This is a genomic window from Tersicoccus sp. Bi-70 (assembly GCF_001968825.1).
GTDB lineage: Bacteria > Actinomycetota > Actinomycetes > Actinomycetales > Micrococcaceae > Tersicoccus.
Map to the genome: position 1 here is coordinate 155,326 of NZ_MIEU01000012.1, position 24,710 is coordinate 180,035.

At 71.8% G+C, this 24,710-nt stretch carries 17 protein-coding genes and 1 tRNA gene; 5 read left to right on the forward strand and 13 right to left on the reverse strand.

What is annotated here, in order from left to right:
• Positions 1-46: 46 nt before the first annotated feature.
• Positions 47-2,650, forward strand: a complete 2,604-nt coding sequence (locus BGP79_RS09880) for an RNA helicase (RefSeq protein WP_083701772.1) — start codon at positions 47-49, stop codon at positions 2,648-2,650.
• Between the two features lie 95 nt (positions 2,651-2,745).
• Here the strand turns inward: BGP79_RS09880 and BGP79_RS09885 are convergent, their stop codons facing one another.
• The 5 genes from BGP79_RS09885 to uvrB form a co-directional block, all read right to left on the reverse strand.
• Positions 2,746-4,011 carry a TerC family protein gene (locus BGP79_RS09885; RefSeq protein WP_076695041.1) on the reverse strand — a complete coding sequence of 422 codons (1,266 nt, stop codon included), beginning with the start codon at positions 4,009-4,011 and terminating at the stop codon, positions 2,746-2,748.
• A 235-nt stretch (positions 4,012-4,246) separates the two neighbouring features.
• Positions 4,247-5,707 carry an MFS transporter gene (locus BGP79_RS09890; protein ID WP_083701773.1) on the reverse strand — a complete coding sequence of 487 codons (1,461 nt, stop codon included), beginning with the start codon at positions 5,705-5,707 and terminating at the stop codon, positions 4,247-4,249.
• 113 nt (positions 5,708-5,820) lie between these two features.
• Positions 5,821-7,035 (reverse strand): TerC family protein, encoded by a 1,215-nt coding sequence (locus BGP79_RS09895; RefSeq protein WP_083701774.1) that lies wholly within the window; start codon positions 7,033-7,035, stop codon positions 5,821-5,823.
• 149 nt (positions 7,036-7,184) lie between these two features.
• The gene (locus BGP79_RS09900) at positions 7,185-9,209 is read right to left on the reverse strand and encodes a hypothetical protein (RefSeq protein ID WP_076695043.1); all 2,025 of its coding nucleotides are present in this window, start codon (positions 9,207-9,209) and stop codon (positions 7,185-7,187) included.
• A 1-nt stretch (position 9,210) separates the two neighbouring features.
• A complete protein-coding gene (uvrB, locus tag BGP79_RS09905) occupies positions 9,211-11,319 on the reverse strand; it encodes an excinuclease ABC subunit UvrB (RefSeq protein WP_076695044.1) in 2,109 nt (702 codons plus the stop codon).
• Between the two features lie 158 nt (positions 11,320-11,477).
• Here uvrB and BGP79_RS09910 point away from each other — a divergent pair, with 158 nt between their 5' ends.
• Positions 11,478-11,837 (forward strand): hypothetical protein, encoded by a 360-nt coding sequence (locus BGP79_RS09910; RefSeq protein ID WP_076695046.1) that lies wholly within the window; start codon positions 11,478-11,480, stop codon positions 11,835-11,837.
• A gap of 95 nt (positions 11,838-11,932) precedes the next feature.
• On the opposite strand, the gene coaE is transcribed toward BGP79_RS09910, so the two are convergent.
• The 5 genes from coaE to polA form a co-directional block, all read right to left on the reverse strand.
• Complete coding sequence (coaE, locus tag BGP79_RS09915; RefSeq protein WP_076695048.1) at positions 11,933-12,910, reverse strand: dephospho-CoA kinase; 978 nt, start codon at positions 12,908-12,910, stop codon at positions 11,933-11,935.
• A 168-nt stretch (positions 12,911-13,078) separates the two neighbouring features.
• Positions 13,079-14,548 carry a 30S ribosomal protein S1 gene (rpsA, locus tag BGP79_RS09920; RefSeq protein ID WP_076695050.1) on the reverse strand — a complete coding sequence of 490 codons (1,470 nt, stop codon included), beginning with the start codon at positions 14,546-14,548 and terminating at the stop codon, positions 13,079-13,081.
• Positions 14,549-14,784: 236 nt separating this feature from the next.
• The gene (locus BGP79_RS09925; RefSeq protein WP_076695052.1) at positions 14,785-16,107 is read right to left on the reverse strand and encodes a GNAT family N-acetyltransferase; all 1,323 of its coding nucleotides are present in this window, start codon (positions 16,105-16,107) and stop codon (positions 14,785-14,787) included.
• A 37-nt stretch (positions 16,108-16,144) separates the two neighbouring features.
• Entirely contained in the window at positions 16,145-17,452 is a 1,308-nt protein-coding gene (locus tag BGP79_RS09930) for a GNAT family N-acetyltransferase (RefSeq protein WP_076695053.1), read from the reverse strand.
• Between the two features lie 22 nt (positions 17,453-17,474).
• Positions 17,475-20,201, reverse strand: a complete 2,727-nt coding sequence (gene polA / locus BGP79_RS09935) for a DNA polymerase I (RefSeq protein WP_076695055.1) — start codon at positions 20,199-20,201, stop codon at positions 17,475-17,477.
• Positions 20,202-20,297: 96 nt separating this feature from the next.
• On the opposite strand from polA, the gene BGP79_RS09940 reads away from it, so the two are divergent.
• Positions 20,298-20,783, forward strand: a complete 486-nt coding sequence (locus BGP79_RS09940; protein ID WP_083701776.1) for a hotdog fold thioesterase — start codon at positions 20,298-20,300, stop codon at positions 20,781-20,783.
• 94 nt (positions 20,784-20,877) lie between these two features.
• Here BGP79_RS09940 and BGP79_RS09945 read toward each other — a convergent pair whose 3' ends face one another.
• Together BGP79_RS09945 and BGP79_RS09950 are read right to left on the reverse strand one after the other, a co-directional pair.
• Entirely contained in the window at positions 20,878-21,099 is a 222-nt protein-coding gene (locus tag BGP79_RS09945; protein ID WP_076695057.1) for a hypothetical protein, read from the reverse strand.
• Positions 21,096-22,304 (reverse strand): inorganic phosphate transporter, encoded by a 1,209-nt coding sequence (locus BGP79_RS09950; RefSeq protein ID WP_076695059.1) that lies wholly within the window; start codon positions 22,302-22,304, stop codon positions 21,096-21,098. Before BGP79_RS09950 ends, BGP79_RS09945 begins: the two co-directional genes overlap by 4 nt.
• Positions 22,305-22,468: 164 nt before the next feature.
• Between BGP79_RS09950 and BGP79_RS09955 the strand changes: the two genes are divergently transcribed.
• The gene (locus BGP79_RS09955) at positions 22,469-23,497 is read left to right on the forward strand and encodes a PHP domain-containing protein (RefSeq protein WP_076695061.1); all 1,029 of its coding nucleotides are present in this window, start codon (positions 22,469-22,471) and stop codon (positions 23,495-23,497) included.
• A gap of 250 nt (positions 23,498-23,747) precedes the next feature.
• On the opposite strand, the gene BGP79_RS09960 is transcribed toward BGP79_RS09955, so the two are convergent.
• Positions 23,748-23,829: transfer RNA gene (locus BGP79_RS09960), tRNA-Leu, on the reverse strand.
• A gap of 94 nt (positions 23,830-23,923) precedes the next feature.
• Here BGP79_RS09960 and BGP79_RS09965 point away from each other — a divergent pair.
• On the forward strand, positions 23,924-24,583 hold the full coding sequence (locus BGP79_RS09965; RefSeq protein WP_083701777.1) for a response regulator: 660 nt from the start codon (positions 23,924-23,926) through the stop codon (positions 24,581-24,583).
• The last annotated feature ends 127 nt before the right edge of the window (positions 24,584-24,710 follow it).

Sequence of the window (24,710 nt, forward strand, 5' to 3'; positions counted from 1 at the left end):
CCCGTCGGCCGGGGCCCGACGGCCCGGCCGATAGGCTGGCACCACCATGCTGTTGACCGAGTACGCCGCCGCCCACGGGCTCACCCCCGCCCCGCTCCGACCGATCGGTCAGGCCGACCAGCCGGCCGCCGACGTGCCGTCCCCCGAGCAGGTGTACGACGCGTTCACGGGCTGGTGCAGCGGCCGCGGCATCGAGCTGTACCCGGCGCAGGACGAAGCCGTCCTCGAGCTCGTCTCCGGCTCCCATGTCATCCTCGCCACCCCCACCGGCAGCGGGAAGTCCCTCGTCGCCGTCGCGGCCCACTTCGACGCCATGATGCGGGGCCGGCGCAGCTACTACACCGCGCCGATCAAGGCCCTCGTCTCGGAGAAGTTCTTCGACCTGTGCGCCGTGTTCGGCCCCCGCAACGTCGGCATGGTCACCGGCGACTCGGCCGTCAATCCCGACGCCCCGATCGTGTGCTGCACCGCGGAGATCCTCGCCAACCTCGTGCTGCGGGCGGGCCGGCACGCCGACGTCGAGACCGTGATCATGGACGAGTTCCACTTCTACGCGGACCCGCAGCGCGGCTGGGCGTGGCAGGTGCCGCTGCTCGAGGCGCCGCAGAGCCGGTTCCTGCTGATGTCCGCGACGCTCGGCGACGTCACCCGCTTCGCTGACGGACTGACGGAACTGAACGGCAAGCCCACCGCGGTGATCGCCAACGCCGAGCGGCCGGTCCCGCTGTCCTTCGAGTACGCGATGACGCCGGTGCACGAGACGGTCGAGGAACTGCTCACCACCCACCGGGCGCCCGTGTACATCGTGCACTTCAGCCAGGCCGACGCCGTCGAGCGCGCGCAGGCCCTGATCAGCCTCAACCCCGCGAACCGGGACGCCCGGGACGCGATCGCCGAGGCCATCGCCGGATTCCGCTTCGCCGCCGGGTTCGGCCGCACCCTGTCCCGGCTGCTGCGGCACGGAGTGGGCGTGCACCACGCGGGCATGCTGCCGAAGTACCGCCGCCTCGTCGAACAGCTCGCGCAGGCGGGGCTGCTGACGGTCATCTGCGGCACCGACACCCTCGGCGTCGGCATCAACGTGCCGATCCGCACGGTGCTGATCACGGCGCTGAGCAAGTACGACGGCACCCGCACCCGGGTGCTCACCGCCCGCGAGTTCCACCAGATCGCCGGGCGGGCCGGCCGCGCCGGGTACGACACCGCGGGCACCGTCATCGTGCAGGCCCCCGAGCACGTGATCGAGAACGAGAAGGCGCTGCAGAAGGCGCGGGACAAGTTCGGCGACGACGCGAAGAAGCTGCGGCAGATGAACCGGAGGAAGCCGCCCACCGGCTTCGTCTCGTGGGGCGAGCCGACGTTCCGCCGGCTGGTCGAGGCCCCGCCCGAGCCGCTCGTCTCCAGCTTCACCGTCTCCCACGCGATGGCCCTGAACGTGCTCGAGCGGGACGAGGACCAGGTCACCGCGATGCGCCGGCTGATCGAGGAGAGCCACGAGCCCCGGCAGCGCCAGCTCGTGCTGCTGCGCCGCGCGCTCGGCATCCTGCGGGAACTGCTCGCCGGCGGCGTCGTCGAACGGGTCCCCGACCCGTCACCCGGCGGGCGCGTGCTGGCCCTGCAGGTCGACCTGCAGCCGGACTTCGCGCTGAACCAGCCGCTGTCCGGGTTCGCCCTCGCGGCCCTGTCGATCCTCGACCCCGACGAACCGGCCTACGCGCTCGACGCCGTGTCCGTGATCGAGGCGACGCTGGAGCCGCCGCGGCAGGTGGTCGCCGCCCAGGCGAACCGGGCCCGCACCGAGGCGGTCGCGGCGATGAAGGCCGACGGGGTGGAGTACGAGGTGCGGATGGCCCGGCTGGAGACCATCGCCCACCCGCAGCCGCTCGCCGAGCTGCTCGAGGACGCCTTCGAGACGTACCGCCGTGGCGCCCCGTGGCTCAACGACTTCGCCCTCACCCCCAAGTCGATCGTCCGCGACATGTACGAGCGGGCGATGGGTTTCACCGAGTTCACGGCGTACTACGGCCTGGCCCGCAGTGAGGGCGTGCTGCTGCGCTACCTCGCCGACGCGTTCCGCGCCCTGCGCCAGACCATCCCCGCCGAGGCGCGGCGCGAGGATCTCGGCGACCTGGCGGCCTGGCTCGGCGAGCTCGTCCGGCAGGTCGATTCCTCCCTGCTCGACGAGTGGGAGCAGCTGCTCGACCCCGAGCACGTCGACGAGGCCGTGCGGGAGCACGAGCGGCCCGGCGTCGAGGTCGCGCAGCCGGCCACCCCGGTGACCGCGAACGCCCGCGCGTTCCGGGTGATGGTCCGCAACGCGCTGTTCCGCCGGGTGGAGCTGTTCGCCGCGGAGCGCGAGGAGGAGCTCGGTGAGCTGGACGGCGAGGCCGGCTGGGACGCGGACCGCTGGGGTGCCGTCATGGACGACTACTTCGACGAGCACGAGCAGCTGGGCACCGGGCCGCAGGCCCGCGGCCCCCAGCTGCTGCTCATCGACCAGGCCCCGGGCCGGTGGCGGGTCCGGCAGATCTTCGACGATCCCGCCGGCCACCACGACTGGGGCATCAGCGCCGACGTGGACCTGGCCGCCTCCGACGAGGCCGGGGCGGCTGTCGTCACGGTCACGGACGCGGGCCGCCTCGGCGGCTGACCCGCCGGCTCGTCGCCGTCCGCCGGCTCGTCGATGGGTGGTCCGTCGGGGCCGGATTCGGCCTGGATGGTCCACCCGTCGACGAACGGGCTGGGTCAGCCGTGCTCCGGCCTGCTCACCGCGTCGGCCTCGCCCGGCGCCGCCGCCTCCGGTGCCGGGGCGGTCCCGGTGCGCTGGAACTCGTGGTGCCTGCCGCGGGCGCGGTCGAGCAGGTCGTGGAAGTGCTCCTCGGACGTGACGAGCTCATCCCGGTACCGCGGCGAGATGGACGCCATCTTCTCCCGCAGCCGAGCCCCCTTCGCGGCCAGCTTCTCGCGCTCGGCGGCCGGGGTGTCCTGCGGCAGCTCGACGTACTGCTGGGCGGCCGTCTGCGCACCGCTGATGATGCGCAGAGCCCGGCCCTTCGGGCTGTACAGCGACGCGAGCACGGTGATGACCAGCACGCCGACGATGACCGTGAGGGAGAGCCCGGTGCTGACCTCGACGACCTTGACGTGCTCGCCGTCGTTGATGAACGGCAGGTTGTTCTCGTGCAGGGCGTGCAGCACGAGCTTGACGCCGATGAACGCGAGGATCAGTGCCAGGCCCCAGGAGAGGTAGATGAGCCGGTCCAGCAGCCCGTCGATGAGGAAGTACAGCTGGCGCAGGCCGAGCAGGGAGAACGCGACGGCGGTGAACACCAGGTAGGTCTGCTGGGTCAGGCCGAAGATCGCGGGGATCGAGTCGAGGGCGAAGAGGATGTCGGTGCCGCCGATGGCCACCATGACGAGCAGCATCGGCGTCATCATGCGCTTGCCGTTCGCCCACGTGAACAGCTTGTCGCCGTCGTAGTAGTCGGTGGTGTGCATGAAGCGCTTCGCCAGGCGGGTGACGACGTTGTCCCCCTCGTCCTTGTGCCCCCCGGACACCTCGCCCTTGATCAGCGAGCCGGCCGTCAGCAGCAGGATCAGGCCGAACAGGTAGAAGACCCAGGCGAACTGGTTGATCAGGCCGGCGCCGACGAAGATGAGGGCGGTGCGGGCGATCAGGGCGAACGTGATGCCGAACAGCAGCACCTTCTGCTGGTCCTCGCGCGGCACCTTGAACGAGCCGATGATGATCAGGAACACGAAGAGGTTGTCGACCGAGAGCGCCTTCTCGGTGATGTACCCGGCGTAGTACTCGCCGGCGTAGCCGCCGCCCCACTGGATCAGCACGAACAGGCCGAAGATCAGGGCGATGCCCACGTAGATCGACGACCAGATCGCCGCTTCGCGCAGGGTGGGTTCGTGGGCCTTGCGGACGTGGAACACATAGTCGAAGGCGAGCATGCCCAGGATGACGACGATGGTCACGATCCAGACGACGGGCGAGACTTCCATGACACTCCCTCTCGGGGAACGGGGACGGGACAACCCGCCCCGGAGCACACCGAGGTGCCACCGGAACGGTGCCGCAAGTCTCTCCACCGCCCACGGCACGGCCGGATCCGCGGATCCGGGGCTCTGTGGCTGGTCGCTGCGTCCGGCCGGTTGCCCGGCGTGCTGACGTCCGCAGCGCGAAAGGATACTCCCCTACGTCGATCTCGAGCCTAGCAGAGCCCGCCGGCCGTCCCTCTCAGCGGGCGGTGGCGGGCCGGTCTGCTCCGGTGCGGGCGAGCCGGAGCACGGCCACGATCGCGACACCGAGCAGCACCACGGCGGTCAGGTTCAGCCCGAGGTAACCCACGCCCGCGAGCAGGGCGCCGGCGACGGCGCTGCCGACCGCCCCGAAGGCGCCCATCAGGGTGTCCGAAACGCCCTGGGCGAGCACCCGGGAGCCCGGGTCCACGCTCTCGGCGAGCAGCGTCGAGCCTGCGACCGTGGACGCCGACCACCCCAGGCCCAGCAGCAGCAGGCCGACGGTCACGACCGGGACCTGGGCCTGGCCGAGGCCGGCGAGGACGACGGCCACGACGAGGACACCCTGCCCCGCGAGCAGGGTGGTGGTCCGGCCCCACCGGTCCGTGCACCAGCCCATCACCGGCGAGAACGCGTACATGCCGAGGATGTGCAGCGAGATGGTGAGGCCGATCAGGGCGAGCAGGTCCGGCTCGTGCAGGTGCGCCGCGGCGTCGGCCGGCGGGGCGGCGTTGAGGTGCTGCAGGTGCAGCGGGGTCATCGACATGACGGCGACCATGGCGCCGTGCGCCGCGAGCACCCCGAGCAGCGCGGCCAGGGCGCGCGGCTCCCGGCGGATCGCCGCCCACCCGTGCCGGAGGGCGGCGCGGCCGCGGGGTGCCGGGCCCGTGACCCGGTCGACCGCGGCGGCGCGGGCGGTCAGGAGCGGGTCGGGGCGCAGCGCGATCAGCAGGATGAGGGCGCCGACGGCCATGCCCGCCAGCGAGATGACGAACGGGCCGGCGATCTCCGGCAGGCCGAGAGCACGGCCGAGCACGGCGCCCGGCCGCACCAGGTTCGGGCCGGCCACGGCGCCCACGGTGATCGACCAGACGACGATCGACAGGTCACGGCCGCGGCGCGCGTCGCTCGCCAGGTCGACGGCGGCGAACCGGGACTGGAGGTTGACGGCGGTCGCGAGACCGACGAGCGCGGCGCCGGCCAGCAGGAGGGCGAAGAGCCCGGTCACGACGGCGAGGACGATGACGGCACAGCCCGCCATCGCCCCGGCCAGGCCGGTGACGAGGGCGATCCGCCGGCCGCGGCGCACGGCCAGCGCCGAGAGGGGCACGGCCACGACGGCGGCGGCGAGGGTGAGCGCCGTCGTCGTCGCTCCTGCCCATGCCTCCGAGCCGGAGAGCCGGACCGCGAGGATCGAGCCGAGCGCGAGCGTCGACCCGTTGCCAAGCCCGCTGAACACCTGGGCGACGGCGAGCACCCCGACGGTGCGCCGCTGCAGGGACGACCGTCCGCGATCCGCCGGGCCCGCTTCACCCGCGATCGTGCGGTCGCGGGCCGCGGGGTCCGAGCGCCCCTCGCGGTCGGTCGGGGCCGTCGGGCCCGTGCCGGCCGGGTCCGTGCCCGCCAGGTCTGCGGGGGTGCCGGCGACGGGGTCACCGGCGGGAGGCGTCGTACTCATGACGGCAGGGTAGCCCGCCGCGCCACCCCGCCCGCTCCCCCGCCGCCCGCCCGGGCGTCATCAGCACGTCGGGAGCACCGCGGGTGCGACGCCGGCAGGTCGCCGGCCGGTGGTCAGCGGCCGCCGTCGGAGAGACGCCGCTGGTGCAGGTCTTCCGCCTCGCGGAACTGCTGACGGACCTCCTCGTCCGGGTCGAGGTCGGCCGCGTCGGCCCGCGTGTTGTTCGCCGCCTCGACGGCACGATCGCGGGCGGTGACCACGCGGTGGTAGGCGTCCTGCCGGTGCTCGACGGCCGTGTCCTCGCCGAGCCCGCGGTAGGTCTCGATCGCCGTCTTCAGCTCCGCGACCGCCTGCAGGGCCTTCGCCTTGGGGCTGAGCAGACTCGCCACCGTGGCGACCACGATGACGCCGACGATCACGACGAGCGAGATCATGGTCGGGATCTCCGGGGCCCACTCCATCGGGTGGCCGCCGTTGATGAAGGCGACCTCGTTCTCGTGCATCGCGTGCAGGATCAGCTTCACGCCGATGAACGCGAGGATGATCGAGAGCGCGTGCTTGAGGTAGATCAGCCGCTCCATCAGGCCGCCGAGCAGGAAGTAGAGCTGCCGCAGGCCCATCAGCGCCAGGATGTTGGCGGTGAAGACGATGAACGGGCTCGTGGTCAGGCCGAAGATCGCCGGGATGGAGTCGACCGCGAACATCAGGTCGGTGACGCCGAGGGTGACGAAGACGAGGATCATCGGCGTCCACAGCCGCTTGCCGCCCTGAACGGTGCGCAGCTTGTTCCCGTCGAACTCCTCGGTCACGGGCACCACCTTGCGCAGCCGCGAGATCAGCGGGTTGTCCCCGCCCTCGGACTCCTGCTCACCGGAGTCGCGGGCCTGCTTCCACGCCGTGTACAGCAGGAACACCCCGAAGAGGTAGAAGACCCAGCTGAACGTGTCGATGATCGCCGCGCCGAGGGCGATGAAGATGCCGCGCAGCACGAGCGCGATGATGATGCCCACCATCAGCGTCTCCTGCTGATACTTCCGGGGCACCCGGAAGCGGGCCATGATGATGATGAAGACGAAGAGGTTGTCGATGCTCAGGCTGTACTCGGTGACCCAGCCGGCCACGAACTGGCCGGCGTGCTCGGCGTCGGCGACGAGGAGCATCACCACGGCGAAGACGAGCGCGAGCCCGACGTAGAAGCCGACCCACAGGCCGGCCTCCTTCATCGAAGGAATGTGTGGACGCCGGTAGACGTAGAGCAGATCGAAGAGCAGGACGGCGATCAGGACGACGAAGGTGCCGACCTCGAACGCCACGGGAAGCTGTGGCATGGAGGGCCTTTCGGGTACGAGTGAGTGCCGTAAGTCTCTCCATCACACCGGCGACCGTGGTCGCGGGCGTGCACACGCACCCGGCCGGACGACAGTGTCCGGCGTGCTGACGGGTGCGGATCGGACGGGATACTCCCCTACGCTGCGGATCAGTCTAGTCCGCCGGACCAGCCCTGCGGGAAACGGGCGATCCGCGCCGCCAGCACCGGATCGTCCCAGTAGCCACCGTGGCCCCTCACCGGGTCCGGCGGGGTCGGATCGGTGAGCTGGACGTTCTCGGCGCCGGGGATCGGGCCGGACACGGGATCGGTGGTCCGGAAGCCGTTCACCCAGCCGGCGGTGCGGGTCGCGGCCACGCTGGTCAGCCGGCCGTCCACGTGGGCGGGGAACAGGCCGCGGAAGACACTGTGCACCGGGCTGCCGGTCGTGACGAGACCGGGCCGGCGCGGCACCGCGTCCCCGTCCCCGTCCTGCGCACCGGGCGGGTCCGGTGGGGTGGTGGCGAGCAGCCAGAGGCAGAGCAGGCTGCCCTGGCTGTGACCGACGAGCACGACGGGACGGCCGCGGTGCGTCGCCAGCTCGGTCCGCAGCGCCGCCATCACCTCCGCCCGGTACGAGCTGCCGGCCAGCGGGTGGGCCCGCACCGGCCAGAAGCCGCTGACGTCCCCGACCCGGTTGACGAGCTCCCGGACCCCGCTGAACTGCGCGAGCAGCACCGCGACGGCCACGAGGGTGGCCAGCACGGAGATGAGCAGGTAGGGGACGGGGAACACCGGTTGGGCGCGCCGCGACTCGAGGAACGCGACTCCGGCCCAGCTCACCGCGGTGCCGACGATGCCGGCCACCGCCAGACTGCGCCACACGACGGCCCCGGCGTCGAGCACGGCCCGCCGCGCCAGTTCCCGCCACCGGTACGGGCTGCCCACCGGCACCGCGAGACGACGGCTGCGCCAGGCGGCGACGGCCAGCGCGGAGGCGACCAGGACGAGGAGCAGCAGGAGGGCGTGTGCCGGGAGGAAGTCCACCCGGTTGTCCTGGTAGGTGGTCGGATCGTCCGCGGAGAGCACGACGCCGACCCAGGTGCCGGTGGCCCGGCTGCCCGGCGCGAAGGCCTGGGCGACCAGGCTCGCGGCACTGTCGACCACCATCCGCAGCAGGGCGAACACGGCGTGCAGGACGACGACGGCGGTGGTCAGCAGCAGAGCCGCCCCGGAGAAGTTGAGGCCGGCCGGCCCGGACGGCCGGAGCGCCGATCGGGGTACCGCGCCGGAGTCCGTCGCCGGGTCGTCGTCGGGCTCCCCGGCGCCCTGGCGCGCCGCTGCCCGAGCCACCAGCCCGACGCCGACGAGGGCGGCGAGGATGACCGACAGGGCGGCGACCGTCGGGAGCGGGTCGAGGAGCCGGGTGACCACGGTGCCTATGCCTGCGCCTGTGCCGGTGCCTTCGGGCAGCCGGGTCGGGATGGACGGCCAGGGCCCGGAGACCGGCCACCGGGCGGGACGGGTGACCGCGAGGAGGACGCCACCGGCCAGGGCGAGCCCGGCGTGCACCACGGTCACCGTGCGTCCGGCCGCCTGCGGTCCCGGGTCCTCCCAGGAATCCTGCTGCTGCGACCCCGGCTCCGGCTGCGACCCCGGCTCCGGCGGACTCGGTACGTCGGTCCGGGCGTCCGAGCGCGCCGCACGCACGTGCCGGACGACGATCACCGCGGCGATCAGCACGGCGACCGGCAGACTCGCCCACCACGCCGCGACGGCGGGGTCCACGGTCACCGGCAGGCGGGCCAGGACGGTCTCGACCATGGCGACACCCCACAGCAGCGTGGCCAGGGTCAGGACCGCGGAGATGGTCGCGGTGGCCGCGGCGAGCCACCGCGACCGTCGACCGGCCGGATGGAGGAACGCGGTGACGTTGACCAGGGTGAACGGGAACGCCAGGTACCAGCCGGCCCGCTGGGCGCGGCGCGTGCCACGCACCCAGTTGACGATGCGCACCCGGTGCCGCGGCAGCCGGGGCGGATCGACGATCCGGACGCGGCGCTGCAGCACCCGGTTGCGGGGCCGGCCGAGAGCGTCCGTCCACGGCAGCGCACCGATGCCCTGGACCCGGATCTCGACGAGCGGACCGTCCTCGGACGCGGTCGGGGGTCCGCCGGGCGGCACAGCGGCGGTCACGTCAGGCGTGACCCGCGGCGCGCATCTGGCGCAGCTCCTTCTTCAGGTCCCCGACCTCGTCGCGCAGCCGCGCGGCGAGCTCGAACTGCAGGTCGGCGGCGGCGGCATGCATCTGCTCGGTCATCTGGGCGATCAGCTCGGTCAGATCCTCCGCCGGTGCGGCGGCCAGCCCGTCCTTGCGGATCGTCTCCTGCCCGAGCCCCGCGGCCTTCGCCGCCGAGTACCCGCGCTTGCCCTTGCCGTAGTCGAACTGCTTGAGCAGGTTCTGCGTGTCCGCATCCTCGCGAGCCAGGGTGTCGGTGATGTCAGCGATGCGCTTGCGCAGCGGCTGCGGGTCCACGCCGCGTTCGGCGTTGTACCGCTCCTGGATCTGCCGGCGCCGGTTGGTCTCGTCGATCGCGTTCGCCATGGAGTCGGTGATCCGGTCCGCGTACATGTGCACCTGACCGGAGACGTTGCGGGCGGCGCGGCCGATGGTCTGGATCAGCGACGTCGTCGACCGGAGGAAGCCCTCCTTGTCCGCGTCCAGGATGCTGACCAGGGACACCTCGGGCAGGTCGAGGCCCTCACGGAGCAGGTTGATGCCGACGAGGACGTCAAAGGTGCCCAGCCGCAGTTCGCGCAGCAGCTCGACGCGGCGCAGCGTGTCCACGTCCGAGTGCAGGTACTGGACCTTGACGCCGTGCTCGGTGAGGTACTCGGTGAGGTCCTCGGCCATCCGCTTCGTCAGCGTGGTCACCAGGACCCGCTCGTCCTTCTCGGTCCGGGTGCGGATCTCGGCGAGCAGGTCGTCGATCTGCCCCTTGGTCGGCTTGACCACGATCTCCGGGTCCACCAGGCCGGTCGGCCGGATGATCTGCTGGACCACCCCGTCGCTCTTGCCCAGCTCGTACTGCCCCGGCGTGGCCGAGAGGTAGACGGTCTGCCCGATCCGCTCGAGGAACTCGTCCCACTTCAGCGGCCGGTTGTCCATCGCGGAGGGCAGCCGGAAGCCGAAGTCGACGAGCGTGCGCTTGCGGGACATGTCGCCCTCGTACATGGCGCCGATCTGCGGCACGGTCACGTGCGACTCGTCGATGACCAGCAGGAAGTCGTCCGGGAAGTAGTCCAGCAGGCAGTGCGGGGCGGTACCGGACACGCGTCCGTCGATGTGCCGCGAGTAGTTCTCGATGCCGTTGCAGAAGCCCATCTGCTGCATCATCTCGAGGTCGTAGGTGGTGCGCATCCGCAGCCGCTGCGCCTCGACCAGCTTGTTCTGCGACTCCAGCTCTGCCAGCCGCTCCCGCAGCTCGTCCTCGATCGTGCGGATCGCCCGCGCCATCCGTTCCTCACCGGCCACGTAGTGGCTCGCGGGGAAGACGTACATCTCCTCCTCCTCGCGGACGATCTCGCCCGTCAGCGGGTGGAGGGTGTGGATCGACTCGACCTCGTCGCCGAAGAACTCGATCCGGACGGCGAGCTCCTCGTACATCGGGATGATCTCCACGGTGTCGCCGCGGACCCGGAACGTGCCCCGGTGGAAGTCGACGTCGTTGCGGGCGTACTGCATCGACACGAACTTGCGCAGCAGGTCGTCCCGGTCCATCCGGTCCCCCACCTTCAGGGTGACCATGCCGGCGACGTACTCCTCCGGGGTGCCCAGACCGTAGATGCAGGACACGGTGGCGACCACGATGACGTCGCGCCGGGTCAGCAGCGCGTTGGTGGCCGAGTGGCGCAGCCGCTCGACCTCCTCGTTGATCGAGGAGTCCTTCTCGATGAAGGTGTCCGTCTGCGGGACGTACGCCTCGGGCTGGTAGTAGTCGTAGTACGAGACGAAGTACTCGACGGCGTTGTTGGGCAGCAGCTCGCGGAACTCGTTGGCCAGCTGCGCGGCGAGCGTCTTGTTCTGCACCAGCACGAGGGTGGGCCGCTGGACCTGCTCCACCAGCCACGCGGTGGTGGCGCTCTTGCCGGTACCGGTGGCGCCGAGCAGGACGACGTCCTGCTCTCCTCCGTTGACCCGCTCCGCGAGCTCCTTGATGGCCTGGGGCTGATCGCCCGCCGGCTGGTACTCGCTGACCACCTCGAAGGGGGCCACCACCCGCTTGATGTCCTGCGCCAGACTCATGGTTCAAGGCTAGATCACCGCACCGACAGAACCGCCCGGGGTTCGCCCAGGGCAGGAGCACCCGGGCGCGTCCCTTCCCCGCCGGCGCGGTTCCGTGATGTGATTCGCCTTGTCAACGCGGTGTTCGTCACCGCACATCACGGAAATGAGGGGGATTCATGTCCGCACCCGATTCGCAGTACTCCACCACCCCGTACGCCGGCGGGAACCAGCCGGCTCCGGCCACCGGATCGACACCCGGCCGGGGGCTCGGGATCGCCGGCTTCGTCCTGGCGTTCTTCGGTCCGGCGGCCCTGATCGGCCTGATCCTCTCGATCGTCGGGCTCGTCCAGTCGCGCCGCGCCGGCCGCTCGAACGGCTTCGCCATCGCCGGCATCATCATCAGCGCCCTGGTGCTCCTGGCCGTCATCGGCCTGGTGATCATCGGCGCGATCGCGGCGAGCCAGGTCGCCGAGACCTGCCAGCAGCTCGGGCCGGGCTCGCACGTCAAGGACGGCATCACCTACACCTGCTCCTGAGCCGACCCGCCGGGCCGTTCCGGGGGAACGCCGGCACCGTCAGCACGGAACCCTGGGCGACCCGTCGCCCAGGGTTCCGCGCGTTCCGGCGTGCGTCACGGCGTACGGTCCCCGCGGCGGATCCGCACGACGACGGGCTGTGCCGGGTCCGCCGCCGCGTGCAGGCCGTCGCTGCCGGGCACCGGCGGATAGCCGGCCGCCGTCACGGCGCCGGCGAGAGCGTCACCGGTCGAGGCCTCGGCGGTCAGGGCGTCGTCGTCGTTTCCGGCGGCGCCTCCGGCCGTGGATCCGGGTGAGACCACCAGGTCGGGGACACCGTCTCCCGCGGTCACCTCCACGGCGCCCACTGCGTCGCCGCCGGAACGCCGGATCCGCGCGGCCGCCCGCGCGAGGACCCCGTCGTCCGGCGACCACCCGGCATCGGCGCCCCTCGCCCTCGCGTTGCCGCGCTCACCGGGCCGGCCGGCGAGCAGCGCGGCCTCGAACGGGCCGATTCGCTCGTCCCAGAACCGGTCCACGGCGTCGGTCAACGCGTCGACGCTCCCGTCGTTGGTCAGCAGGACGTCGGCCACCGCCGCGCGCTCCGCGTCGCTCGCCTGTGCGGCCATCCGGGCACGGGCGTCCTCGGCGCTCATCCCCCGCTGCTCGATCATCCGCCGCACCCGGGCCTCCGCGGGCGCCTGGACGACGATCACGAGCATGAACGCCTCGGCCTGGCCCGTCTCGACCAGCAGCGGGATGTCCTGGACGACGACGGCGTCGTGCGGAGCGGCCGCGATCCGGCGGGCGGCCTCGGCACGCACCCGCGGGTGGATGATGCCGTTCAGGGTCGCCCGGGCCCCGTCGTCACCGAACACGACGGCGCCGAGCGCCGGCCGGTCCAGGCTGCCGTCGCCGGCGAGGACGCCCGAGCCGAAGGCGTCGACCACCGCCGCGAGCCCGTCCGTGCCGGGGGCCACCACCTCCCGCGCGAGCCGGTCGGCGTCGATCAGCACCGCCCCCCGCTCCTGCAGCCGCGCCGCCACCAGCGACTTGCCCGCCGCGATCCCCCCGGTCAGTCCGATCCTCAGCATGTGCCCACCCTAGGCGGAAGCGGCCGGGCGCCGGACAGGCCGGGTGCCGGACAGGCGGGGCACCGGACTGGCAGGGCACCGGACAGGTCCCGGGATACGACGAACGCCCCCGCCGGAAGGCGGGGGCGTTCGTTCGGACGTCGCGGGCCGCGGACGGCCGCGCGGGTGTCAGTTGCCGGTGAGCTTCTCGCGCAGCGCGGCCAGGGCCTCGTCCGAGGCGAGGGTGCCGGAGTCACGCGGCGCCTCGTCGGAGGAGTAGCTGGTCGAGCCCGACTCGAAGCTGCCGCCGCCGGTGTTCTCGGCCTCGGCCTCGGCCTGCGAGGCGACCTGGCGCTTGTGCGCCTCCCAGCGCTCCTGGGCCAGCGCGTACTGCGCCTCCCAGGTGGCGCGCTGGGCGTCGTAGCCCTCGAGCCACTCGTTGGACTCCGGGTCGAAGCCCTCCGGGTACTTGTAGTTGCCCTCGTCGTCGTACTCGGCCGCCATGCCGTACAGCGCCGGGTCGAACTCGGTGGAGTCCGCGTCGACGCCCTCGTTGGCCTGCTTGAGCGACAGGGAGATCCGGCGGCGGTCCAGGTCGATGTCGATGACCTTGACGAACAGCTCCTCGCCCACGGACACGACCTGCTCGGCCAGGTCCACGTGGCGGGTCGCCAGCTCGGAGATGTGCACCAGACCCTCGATGCCGTCCTCCACGCGGACGAACGCACCGAACGGCACCAGCTTGGTGACCTTGCCGGGGACGATCTGGCCCAGGGCGTGGGTCCGGGCGAAGGTCTGCCACGGATCCTCCTGGGTCGCCTTCAGCGACAGGGAGACACGCTCGCGGTCCAGGTCGACGTCGAGCACCTCGACGGTGACCGGCTGACCGACCTCGACGACCTCGGACGGGTGATCGATGTGCTTCCAGGACAGCTCGGAGACGTGCACCAGGCCGTCGACGCCACCGAGGTCCACGAACGCACCGAAGTTGACGATCGAGGAGACCGTACCCGGGCGGACCTGGCCCTTCTGCAGCTTGTTGAGGAAGTCGGAGCGGACCTCGGACTGGGTCTGCTCGAGCCACGCACGGCGGGACAGGACCACGTTGTTGCGGTTCTTGTCCAGCTCGATGATCTTCGCCTCGAGCTCCTGACCGATGTACGGGGCCAGGTCGCGGACGCGGCGCATCTCCACCAGCGAGGCGGGGAGGAAGCCACGGAGCCCGATGTCGAGGATGAGGCCACCCTTGACGACCTCGATGACCGTACCGGTGACGACGCCGTCCTCGTCCTTGATCTTCTCGATGTCGCCCCACGCGCGCTCGTACTGAGCCCGCTTCTTGGAGAGGATCAGGCGGCCTTCCTTGTCCTCCTTGGTCAGGACGAGGGCTTCCACCTCATCACCGACGGAGACCACCTCACCGGGGTCGACATCGTGCTTGATGGACAGCTCGCGCGACGGGATGACGCCCTCGGTCTTGTAGCCGATGTCGAGGAGCACTTCGTCGCGGTCGACCTTGACCACGGTGCCTTCAACGAGGTCGCCGTCGTTGAAGTACTTGATGGTTGCATCGATCGCGGCGAGGAAGTCCTCGGCGGTGCCGATGTCGTTGACCGCAACCTGGGGGGCAGCGGTCTTGTCGGTGGCGGTGATGGTCATGTAGGAGGGACTCCGATTTGTGGTGGATTGTCGGTGCGGCCGGCCGGAGCCGGTCGCGATGCTGTACTGGGTTCAGCATCGAACGCCGAACCAGGTGCGTCGAGGAACGGCTGGGTTTCCCACCGGTCCCTCGCGCACGCAGAAATGCGCCATCTCAGTCTAGTTGCTGGTGGCAACCCGCGCAAAGACGGCCTCCGGGTCCCTCCGGCGGTGATGGATCTCGCGGAGCGGTCGGCTCAGAAGCCGGTGAGGCACTGGGGCACGCGGCCGGTCGCCAGCATGCCGGCGAGCCGCTGCACCGCGGCGTCGTCCCCCGCCACGGCGCCCGCCCGGGCGAGGGTGGTGACACTGATCCCGCCGAGGTACGCCGATCCGAGCGCCGCGACCGAGAGCGTCACCTCCGCGTCCGGCTCCGCGCCGTCCGCCGTGCGCCGCGCGGTCAGCCGGCCGTCCTCGGAGACGAGGTCGAAGGTGCCGGCGGCGATGCCGAGGTCGTCGGTGACGGCGATCCGGACGGCGCCGGGAGCCCCGCCGGGCCGCGCCTGCAGCGCGGCGACCGGGTCGAGGATGCGCAGCCACAGGCTGTCCTCGCGTTCGGTCACGGCGCAGGTGCGGGTGTCGGCGACGGCCCAGCGCAGCGGCTCGTCCACGCTGGCCCGGTCCCAGGTGACGACGTCGACGAGGTCGAGCGAGCCGATCAGGTCCCACAGCGCCCGGTAGGCCTCGTCGGTCACGGCCACGAGGTCGCGCACGCGCACGGTCGTCGGGTCGGCGTCCCAGCCGGCGAAGGACCAGGTGACGTACCCGTCCGGCTCGCCGTCGGCCCCCCAGTGCGCCGCCCCGCGGACGGCGGTGTCGGGCTCCAGGTCCGCGTCCCGCAGGGTGCCGTCGATGTTGCCGGGATAGGACGCCTGCCGGTCCAACGATCCCGGCGTCGCGGCGTGCCAGCGCGCGAACACCCGACGGGCGAGGTCGGCGATCGCCTCGCGGTCGACGAACTCGGTGGTGCCGGCGTGCTCGGAGGCTGCGGTCGCGTGCGGAAGCAGGGCCAGTCCGCGGCGGGTGTCGATGCGCAGGGATTCCCGTTCCACGGCGACCCCGAAACCGAACCGGCCGTAGATGGTGGCCTCGGACGCGGTCAGCGCCGCCATCGCGAGCCCGTCGGCGGCGGCGCGGCGCAGGTCCTCGGTCATCATCGCCCGTAGCAGTCCGCGGCGCCGGTGGGTGGCCCGCACCGTGACGGCGGTGATCTGGTGCGTGGGCAGCAGCGACGCCCCGGTGTTGAGGGTGTGCCGCATCGTGGCGAAGGTGGCCACCGGCGACGCGGTGTCGACGGCGCCGTCGGGGGTACCGCTCGCGTAGGCGCCGGTCAGCTCCCGGTCGTCCTCGAGGTAGAAGCGGACCATCCGCTCCGCCTGCCCGGGAACCGGTGGCTTCTGGTGGAAGCCGCGGTCGACGGCCTCGATCCAGGCGAGCGTGGTCGCGTCGGCGCGGGCGTCGGCGCCGGTGCCGTCCAGGGCGGCGCGGAATCGGCGGATCTCGTAGTCGGTGTGCGGCACGCGGGACCTCCGGGTGGGAGCGAACGGGACGGTGGACTCAGAAGTAGGTGATGCAGTACGGAGCGCGGTCGACGGCGAACATCCGGCCGAGCTGCCGGACGGCGTCGTCGTCCCCGCGCACGCGGCCGGCGTCGGCGAGGGCGCCGATGGTGGCCCCGCCGAGGAACGCCGAGCTGAGGGAGGCGACGTCGAGGGTCACGTCCGCGTCCGGGCGGGCCGTCGTGGCGGTCTGCTGGACGGAGGGGATGCCGCCGCTGACGCCGAGATCGAAGGTGCCCGCGGCGAACCCGAGGGCGTCCTCGACCGCGAGGCCCAGTTCGCCGTCGCCGGAGTACCGGCGGGACTGGAGGCACGCGATCGGGTCGAGGATGCGCAGCCACAGCAGGTCGTCCCGCCCGGTGACGCGGTAGCCGCGGGTGTCGGCCATGGCCCACGGCAGCGGGTCGTCGATCCGGGCCCGGCTGAAGCGCACCCGCTGGATGAGGTCGAGGTTGCCGACGAAGTTCCACAGGCCGAGGTACGAGTCCGGGCCGGTCGCCACGAGGTCGATGACCTTGACCTCGGCCACGGCGTCGCGCGACTCGACGTGCTGGTAGGTGACGTAGCCGTCCGGGACGCCGTCGACGTCGTAGTGCAGGGCGGCGCGGACGGTCAGGTCCGGCTCGTCGGCGTGGCCGTTGATGGTGCCGTCGATCCGCGCCGGGTAGGAGGCCTGCCGGCCCACCGAGCCGCGGGTGGCGGTGTGGAAGCGGGCGACGATGTCGTCGGCGACCTCGGCGATGGCCTCCCGGCGGGCCAGCTCGACCGTGCCGACGGCGCCGCGATCCAGCGACGGCAGCGCGAAGCGGGACGTCGTGTCCAGCTCGATGGTGCTGGTCTGGGTCGCCACCCCGAAGCCGAACCGGCCGTAGATCGTGGCCTCCGACGCGGTGAGGGCGGCGATCGGCAGGCTCGCGTCCCGCGCGGCCGTGAGGCTCTCCGTCATCATCCGGCGCAGCAGCCCGCGGCGCCGGTGGGTCGGCCGGACGGTGACGTCCGAGATGAGGTGGGCGGGCAGCAGGGTCTCCCCCGTGCTCAGCGTGCTCATGTACGTGGTGAAGGTGGCGACGGGGACCTCGGCGCCGACGGAGTGCGGCAGCTTCCGGTCCACGTAGACGCCGGTCATCAGCCGGTCGTCCGCGGCGATGAACTCGGCCTCCCGGCGCAGGGTCTTCGGAGTGAACGCCTGCTCGTGGAAGCCACGGTTCACGGCCTGCAGCCAGGCCTCCGTCTCGGCGGTCACCGTGCCGTCGTCGTTCAGTCCGGCCCGGAACCGGCGGATCTCGTACTCGTCGCTGCTGGTCACCCGACCAGCCTAGGTCACCGTCTCAGTGGGCGGCCTCGTGCCAGCTGCGGCCCAGGCCCACGGAGACGTCCAGCGGGACGGCCAGGTCCGCGGCCCCCGCCATCTGCTCGCGCACCAGCGCGGTCAGCTGCTCCTCCTCGCCGTCGGCCACCTCGAGCACGAGTTCGTCGTGCACCTGCAGCAGCATCCGGGAGGAGAGGCCCCCGGCCTCGATCGCCCGGTCCACCCCGAGCATCGCCTTCTTGATGATGTCCGCGGCCGAGCCCTGGATCGGGGCGTTCAGCGCGGCCCGTTCCGCCATCTCGCGCAGCTGCCGGTTGTCGCTGGACAGGTCCGGCAGGTAGCGGCGGCGGCCCTCGATGGTCGAGGTGTAGCCGTCCTTGCGGGCGGTCTCCACGATGCCGCGCAGGTAGTCCCGGACGGCGCCGAAGCGGGAGAAGTAGTCGCCCATCAGGTTGCGCGCCTCGTCGACGCCGATGGCCAGCTGCTTGGACAGGCCGAAGGAGCTCAGCCCGTAGGCCAGACCGTAGGACATCGCCTTGACCTTGGACCGCATGGCCGGGCTGACGTCCTCGGGCGCCACGTCGAACACGTGCGAGCCGACGAAGCGGTGCAGGTCCTCCCCGTCGCGGAACGCCTGGATCAGCGCCTCGTCGCCGGAGAGGTGCGCCATGATCCGCATCTCGATCTGCGAGTAGTCGGCGGTCAGCAGGGTGCGGTACCCGCCGCCGACGACGAACACCTCGCGAATCCGGCGGCCCTCGTCGGTGCGGATCGGGATGTTCTGCAGGTTCGGGTTCATCGAGGACAGCCGACCGGTGGCGGCGATGTTCTGCACGTACGTGGTGTGGATCCGCCCGTCGTCGGCCACCGACTTCACCAGGCCCTCGACGGTCTGGCGCAGCTTGCTGGCGTCCCGGTAGGCGAGCAGCGCGACGAGGAACGGGTGGCCGTCGGTGCGGGCGATCAGGTCCGTGATCGCGTCCGCGTCCGTGGTGTAGCCGGTCTTGATCTTCTTGGTCTTGGGCAGGCCGAGGTCGTCGAAGAGGACGGCCTGCAGCTGCTTGGGCGAGCCGAGGTTGATCTCCTTGCCGATGACGGCGAACGCCTCCTTCTGCGCGGCGTCGATCGACGTGCTGAAGTCGTCCGTGAGCGCGGCGAGGTGGGCCGAGTCGGCGGCGATGCCGGCGAGCTCCATGTCGCCGAGCACCTTGGCGAGCGGCAGTTCGAGCCGGGTCATCAGCTCCGCGGAACTGCGGGCGGCCAGCTCGTCGGTGAGGTAGCGGCTGAGCCGCAGCAGGACGACGCCGTTGCGCGCGGCCGTGGCGAGCCGGGTCTGCTCCTCGTCACCGGTCAGGTCCAGCTCGGTCTGGGAACCGGCGGCCTCGCCGGCGGCGATGCTGATCCGCAGGTGGTGCTGGGCCAGGTCGGCCAGTTCGTAGCTGCGGCGGTCCGGCTGCAGCAGGTAGCCGGAGAGCGAGGGGTCGTCGACGACGCCGTCGAGCACGAGCCCGCGGCCGCCGCGGAGCAGCTTGTAGACGGTCTTCAGGTCGTGCACGACCTTGCCCGCGTCCCGGTTCCCGAGCCACGTGGCCAGGGCCGCCTCGGTCTCGGCGTCCAGCGCGGTCAGGTCGAGCCGTGCGCCGACGGCAGGCCCGGTCACCCCATCCTGCCCGTCCTGCGGAGCGGGTTCGGCGACGAGGACCAGGCTCGTGCAGTCCCCGGCCTCGACGAGCGGGACCAGCGCGACCGGGCCCGGCGCCGCGGCGAACCACGCGGTCAGCTCGGCGGCGGTGGCCGGCGTCACCAGCTCGGGCCCGACGACGTCGTCGGCCGCGGGCGGTGCCTCCTGCTCGCCGAACAGCTCGAACAGGCGCGGCTGCAGCGTGCGGATCTCGAGGGCGTCGAACAGCTCGTCGATGGCCTCCCGGTCCGGGGCACTCATGCCGAGGTGGTCGAGGCCGACCGGCAGATCGACGTCGGTGATCAGCCGGTTGAGCCGGCGGTTGCGGCGCACGTCGTCCAGGCGCTCCCGCAGGGACTCGCCGGCCTTGCCCTTGATCTCGTCCGCGTGGGCGAGGACACCCTCCAGCCCGTCGTACTGGGTGATCCACTTGGCGGCCGTCTTGGGGCCGACGCCGGGCACGCCCGGCAGGTTGTCCGCGGTCTCCCCGACCAGCGCGGCGAGGTCCGGGTACCGGTTCGGCGGGACGAAGTACTTCTCCTCGACGGCGGCGGCGTCCATCCGCGGCAGGTCGGTGACGCCCTTGCGCGGGTAGAGCACGGTCACGGCGTCGTCGACCAGCTGGAAGGCGTCGCGGTCGCCGGTGACGACCAGGACGTCGAAGTCGGCGTCCTCCCCCTGGGTCGCGAGGGTGGCGATGACGTCGTCCGCCTCGAACCCCTCGGCCGTGACGGTGCGGATGTTCATCGCCGTCAGCACCCGCCCGATCAGGTCGATCTGCCCCTTGAACTCGTTCGGGGTGGCGCTGCGGCCGGCCTTGTAGGCGTCGTACTGCTCGTCGCGGAACGTCGGGGTCGACAGGTCGAACGCGACGGCGATGTGGGTGGGCCGCTCCTGCTTGAGCAGGTTGATCAGCATCGAGGTGAACCCGTAGACGGCGTTCGTGTGCTGGCCGGTGGTGGTGCTGAACTTCTCGACCGGGAGCGCGAAGAACGCCCGGAACGCCATCGAGTGGCCGTCGATGAGCAGCAGGATGGGCTTGTCCGGGGTCGTCGTCTCACTCACCCGTCCACCCTAGTTGCTGCCTCCGACACCGGAGGGCGCCGGGACGTCGCGCCGGCATCACTCCCCGGTGCACCCTCCCCGGGCCGGGCTGCGAGAATGAGCGCCGTGACCGACACGGATGGGCGTCCCGCCGCCCCGCCCCTGACCGAGACGACCCGGGCCCGCCTGCGTGCCCGCGGCATCCCCGACGAGCTGCACGAGCGTTTCCCGTTCCCGGGCAGCGGCCTGGCGGACCGGATGGGCATCGTCTTCACCGAGCTCTCCGCCGACCGGTGCGTGGCGACCATGCCCGTCGAGGGGAACACGCAACCGGCGGGCCTGCTGCACGGGGGTGCGCACGTCGTGCTCGCGGAGACGCTCGGTTCGACGGCCGCGTCGCTGTGGGCGGGACCGGGCGCGACCGTCGTCGGCACGGACGTCAACGCCACGCACCACCGCGGCGTGCGGGACGGCGTCGTGACCGGTACCGCCACTCCTCTGCACCGCGGGCGGACCCTGGCAACGTACGAGGTCGTGATGACCGACGAGGCGGGACGGCGGCTCTCCACCGCCCGGATCACCAACCTCATCCGCCGGGGCTGACGCGCGGGACGACCACGCCGCTCGCCGTCGACCGCAAGCCCGGACGTCGCCGGACCGTCCCCCGACTCCCTCGGCTGCGCCGAGGGGCGGGCCGTCAGTGGAACGCCGGGATGATCAAGTAGACGCCGTAGAGGACGGCGGCGCCGCAGCCGACGAAGCACAGGCGCGATGCCCACGTGAGGGTCTGCGCCTGACCGCCGACGCGGTCGTTGGCGATGGCGCCGAGGCGCACGCCGAGGGAGAACAGGAAGACGACGGTCAGCGCCGCGACCAGGGTGGCGACGGTGACGATGGCGAAGGCGGCCCAGTTGATCATCCGCGCCGCTCACGGGCCGCGCGCGCCAGTTCTCGCCGGCGGCTCTTGGACGGGATGTCCACGGCGGTGCCCGCGGCATGGACCTCGAGGGCGTTGTCGTGGCTGATCCGCTGCTGGTTGGCGCGGACGAACATGACGATGATGAGGCCGACGGCGAGGACGGTGACGACGACGAGGCCGACGGTGCCCAGCCCGGCTCCCCACGCGGCGATCGCGCCGACGATGCCGGCCGCGGGCAGGGTCAGCACCCAGCCGACGAGGATCCGTCCGGCGGTGCCCCACCGGACCCCCGCGCCACGGCGGCCCAGGCCGGAGCCGATCACCGAGCCGGACGCGACCTGGGTCGTCGAGAGGGCGAAGCCCAGGTGCGAGGAGGCGAGGATCGCGGCCGCGGTGCTGGTCTCCGCGCTGAAGCCCTGCGCGGGTTTGACCTCGGTCAGGCCAGCGCCGAGGGTGCGGATGATCCGCCAGCCGCCGGCGTAGGTGCCGAGCGCGATCGCCAGGGCGCACGCCGTGATCACCCAGGACTCCGGCCCGGTGCCGCGCGGTTGCAGGCCGGCCGCGATGAGCACGAGCGTGATGACGCCCATCGTCTTCTGCGCGTCGTTGGTGCCGTGGGAGAGGGCGACGAGGGACGAGGAGAAGATCTGCCCGTACTTGAAGCCGCGACGTCGCTGCGTCAGTTTCTCGCCCGACTCGGCGTCGTACCGGCGGGTCAGGGCGTAGGCGAGCCGGGTGCACAGGAAGGCGGAGAGGCCTGCGACGGCCGGGGCGAGCAGCGCCGGGAGGATCACCTTGGACACGACGACCGGGAAGTTCACGGCCCCCATCCCACTGCCCACGATCGCGGCACCGATCAGGCCGCCGAAGAGGGCGTGGGAGGAGCTGGACGGCAGACCGAGCAGCCACGTCAGCATGTTCCACACGATGGCGCCGAGCAGGCCCGCGAAGATCAGTTCGGGATGCACGGCCGCGCCGCCGTCGCCCTCCCGCAGGATGCCGCCGGAGACGGTCTTCGCCACCTCGGTCGACAGGAACGCCCCGACCAGGTTGAGCACGGCGGCGGTGGCCACGGCCACGCGGGGGGTGATGGCGCCGGTGGCGATGGGCGTGGCCATCGCGTTGGCCGTGTCATGGAAGCCGTTGGTGAAGTCGAAGAACAACGCCATCACAATGACGAGGACCACGACGACGGTGAGGTCCACGGTGATTCCCCTCTGCGCGGGTGCGGGATACGGAACGGGCGCCGGGTCAACGGCGGGACGGGGCCGCGTGAACGGCAGACGGCAGCGATCGCGGCCGACAGCCACCGTAGCAGGTGCGACGAGGCGGCTCGGCGCGGGCGGTGCGGACGAGGCAGGATGGACCCATGGATCCCGTCGACGCCCTGTCGGAGATCGCGTTCTGGCTCGAGCGCGAGCTCGCCCCGACGTTCAAGGTCAAGGCCTTCCGCAAGGCCGCGGACACCATCCGCGGCCTCGATCCGGACGAGCTGCGCGCCCGGAACGCCGATGGCCGGCTGGCCCGGACCAAGGGCATCGGTGGTCGCACGGGCGAGGTGATCTCCCAGGCCCTCGCCGGTGACGTGCCCGAGTACCTGGCGGCTGCGCGTGAGCGGGGCGCCCAGCCCCTGGCCGAGGGTGGCGAGACGCTGCGGGCGAAGCTGCGCGGCGACCTGCACAGTCACAGCGAGTTCTCCGACGGTGGCTCCCCGATCGAGGAGATGGTCGCGGCTGCGGCGCTGCTCGGCCGCGAGTACCTGGCCCTGACGGATCACTCCCCCAGCCTCACCATCGCCAACGGTCTGAGCACCGAGCGGCTGGAACAGGAGCTGGACATCGTCGCGGGCATCAACGCCGCCGGCTCGTCCGTCCGTGTCCTCACCGGCATCGAGGTCGACATCCTCGAGGACGGCTCCCTCGACCAGACGCCGGACGTCCTGGGCCGGCTCGACGTCGTGGTGGCGAGCGTCCACTCGAAGCTGCGCTCGGACCGGCGGACCATGACCCGGCGGATGCTCACCGCGATCGCGGACCCCCACATCAACGTCCTCGGCCACTGCACGGGGCGGCTGGTGACGGGCGGGCGCGGCACCCGGCCGCCGTCGGAGTTCGACGCGGAGGCGGTCTTCGCGGCGTGCGCCGAGCACGACGTCGCCGTCGAGATCAACTCCCGGCCCGAGCGCGTGGATCCCCCGGACGACCTCATCGGCCTCGCCCTGGAGGCCGGCTGCCGGTTCAGCATCGACACGGACGCCCACGCCCCCGGCCAGCTGGACTTCCTCCAGTACGGCGCCGAACGGGCTGAACGCCTGGGCGTCCCAGCGGAGCGCATCGTGACCACCTGGCCGGTCGAGGACCTCCTGGCCTGGAGCACGAGGTCGGCGGGACCCCGATAGCCACGAACCCGGGCTGGCGCAAGTATGTGCCGACCGGACCAGAGCAGACCGCACCGGCCGAAGCCCGACCTAGCGCAACCACGCACGAGGCCGGCGCGGTGCCGGGCGAAAGGGGACGTGTCGACCGGAGCGAGCTCTGCGAGCGACGAGAGATCCAGTCCCCGTGCCCGGTACCGTGACGGCCGGAGCCGACGAAAGAGAACGCACCGAGGACAAGGGTCGCTGACACGAGAAGAAGAAGAGAGAACGGTGCCCGAAGGGGGGCTCGAACCCCCACACCTCTCGGTACCGCATTTTGAGTGCGGCGCGTCTGCCAATTCCGCCATTCGGGCATACCGCCGAGCCGACGGCCCGGCCCGTGCGGGAATCCACTCTACCTGCCGATAGGCTGGAGCGGCGCACCCCGTCAGCCCGACCAGCGTGCTCATGCAGCGAGGAGCTACCGAAGTGTCTGAACCGAACCCGTCGCCGTCGGCGACCACCGCGACCGCCCAGCACGACACGGGCGCCGTCCATCCCGCACGGCGGGTTCTGGTGGCCGAGGACGAGACCCTGATCCGGTTGGACATCATCGAGATCCTGCGCGGCGAGGGCTACGACGTCGTGGGCGAGGCGGACAACGGGCAGAAGGCCGTGGACCTGGCCAGGGAGCTGAACCCGGACCTCGTGCTGATGGACGTGAAGATGCCCGTCATGGACGGCATCACCGCCGCCGAGCAGATCGTCGCCGATCGCATCGCGCCCGTCGTGCTGCTGACCGCGTTCAGCCAGAAGGAACTCGTCGAGCGGGCCCGCAGCGCCGGCGCCATGGCGTACGTGGTCAAGCCGTTCACCCCGGCGGACCTGATCCCCGCGATCGAGATCGCGTTCTCGCGGCACGAGGAGATCACGACGCTGGAGTCCGAGGTCGCGGACCTGCAGGAGCAGTTCGCCACCCGCAAGCTGGTGGAGCGCGCGAAGAGCCTGCTGATGACGAAGATGGGGCTGACGGAGCCGGAGTCGTTCCGCTGGATCCAGAAGACCTCGATGGACCGCCGGCTGAGCATGCGCCAGGTCGCCGAGACCATCATCAGCCAGATGGCCTGACACCCCCCCAGGATCACCGCACCGACGCCGAAGGGCCGCCCCCGTCAGGGAGGCGGCCCTTCGTGTGTCCGCAGCCGGTCCGGCTAAAACGAGCCCGACCCGGACTCGCGCGAGTCCGGGTCGGGCT

Bases quoted from the DNA above. Each gene is read 5' to 3' on its own strand.
- BGP79_RS09880 (WP_083701772.1), top strand. From the start codon at position 47: ATGCTGTTGACCGAGTACGCCGCCGCCCACGGGCTCACCCCCGCCCCG.
- BGP79_RS09885 (WP_076695041.1), bottom strand. From the start codon at position 4,011: ATGGAAGTCTCGCCCGTCGTCTGGATCGTGACCATCGTCGTCATCCTG.
- BGP79_RS09890 (WP_083701773.1), bottom strand. From the start codon at position 5,707: ATGAGTACGACGCCTCCCGCCGGTGACCCCGTCGCCGGCACCCCCGCA.
- BGP79_RS09895 (WP_083701774.1), bottom strand. From the start codon at position 7,035: ATGCCACAGCTTCCCGTGGCGTTCGAGGTCGGCACCTTCGTCGTCCTG.
- uvrB (WP_076695044.1), bottom strand. From the start codon at position 11,319: ATGAGTCTGGCGCAGGACATCAAGCGGGTGGTGGCCCCCTTCGAGGTG.
- BGP79_RS09910 (WP_076695046.1), top strand. From the start codon at position 11,478: ATGTCCGCACCCGATTCGCAGTACTCCACCACCCCGTACGCCGGCGGG.
- coaE (WP_076695048.1), bottom strand. From the start codon at position 12,910: ATGCTGAGGATCGGACTGACCGGGGGGATCGCGGCGGGCAAGTCGCTG.
- rpsA (WP_076695050.1), bottom strand. From the start codon at position 14,548: ATGACCATCACCGCCACCGACAAGACCGCTGCCCCCCAGGTTGCGGTC.
- BGP79_RS09940 (WP_083701776.1), top strand. From the start codon at position 20,298: ATGAGCGCCGTGACCGACACGGATGGGCGTCCCGCCGCCCCGCCCCTG.
- BGP79_RS09945 (WP_076695057.1), bottom strand. From the start codon at position 21,099: ATGATCAACTGGGCCGCCTTCGCCATCGTCACCGTCGCCACCCTGGTC.
- BGP79_RS09955 (WP_076695061.1), top strand. From the start codon at position 22,469: ATGGATCCCGTCGACGCCCTGTCGGAGATCGCGTTCTGGCTCGAGCGC.
- BGP79_RS09965 (WP_083701777.1), top strand. From the start codon at position 23,924: ATGCAGCGAGGAGCTACCGAAGTGTCTGAACCGAACCCGTCGCCGTCG.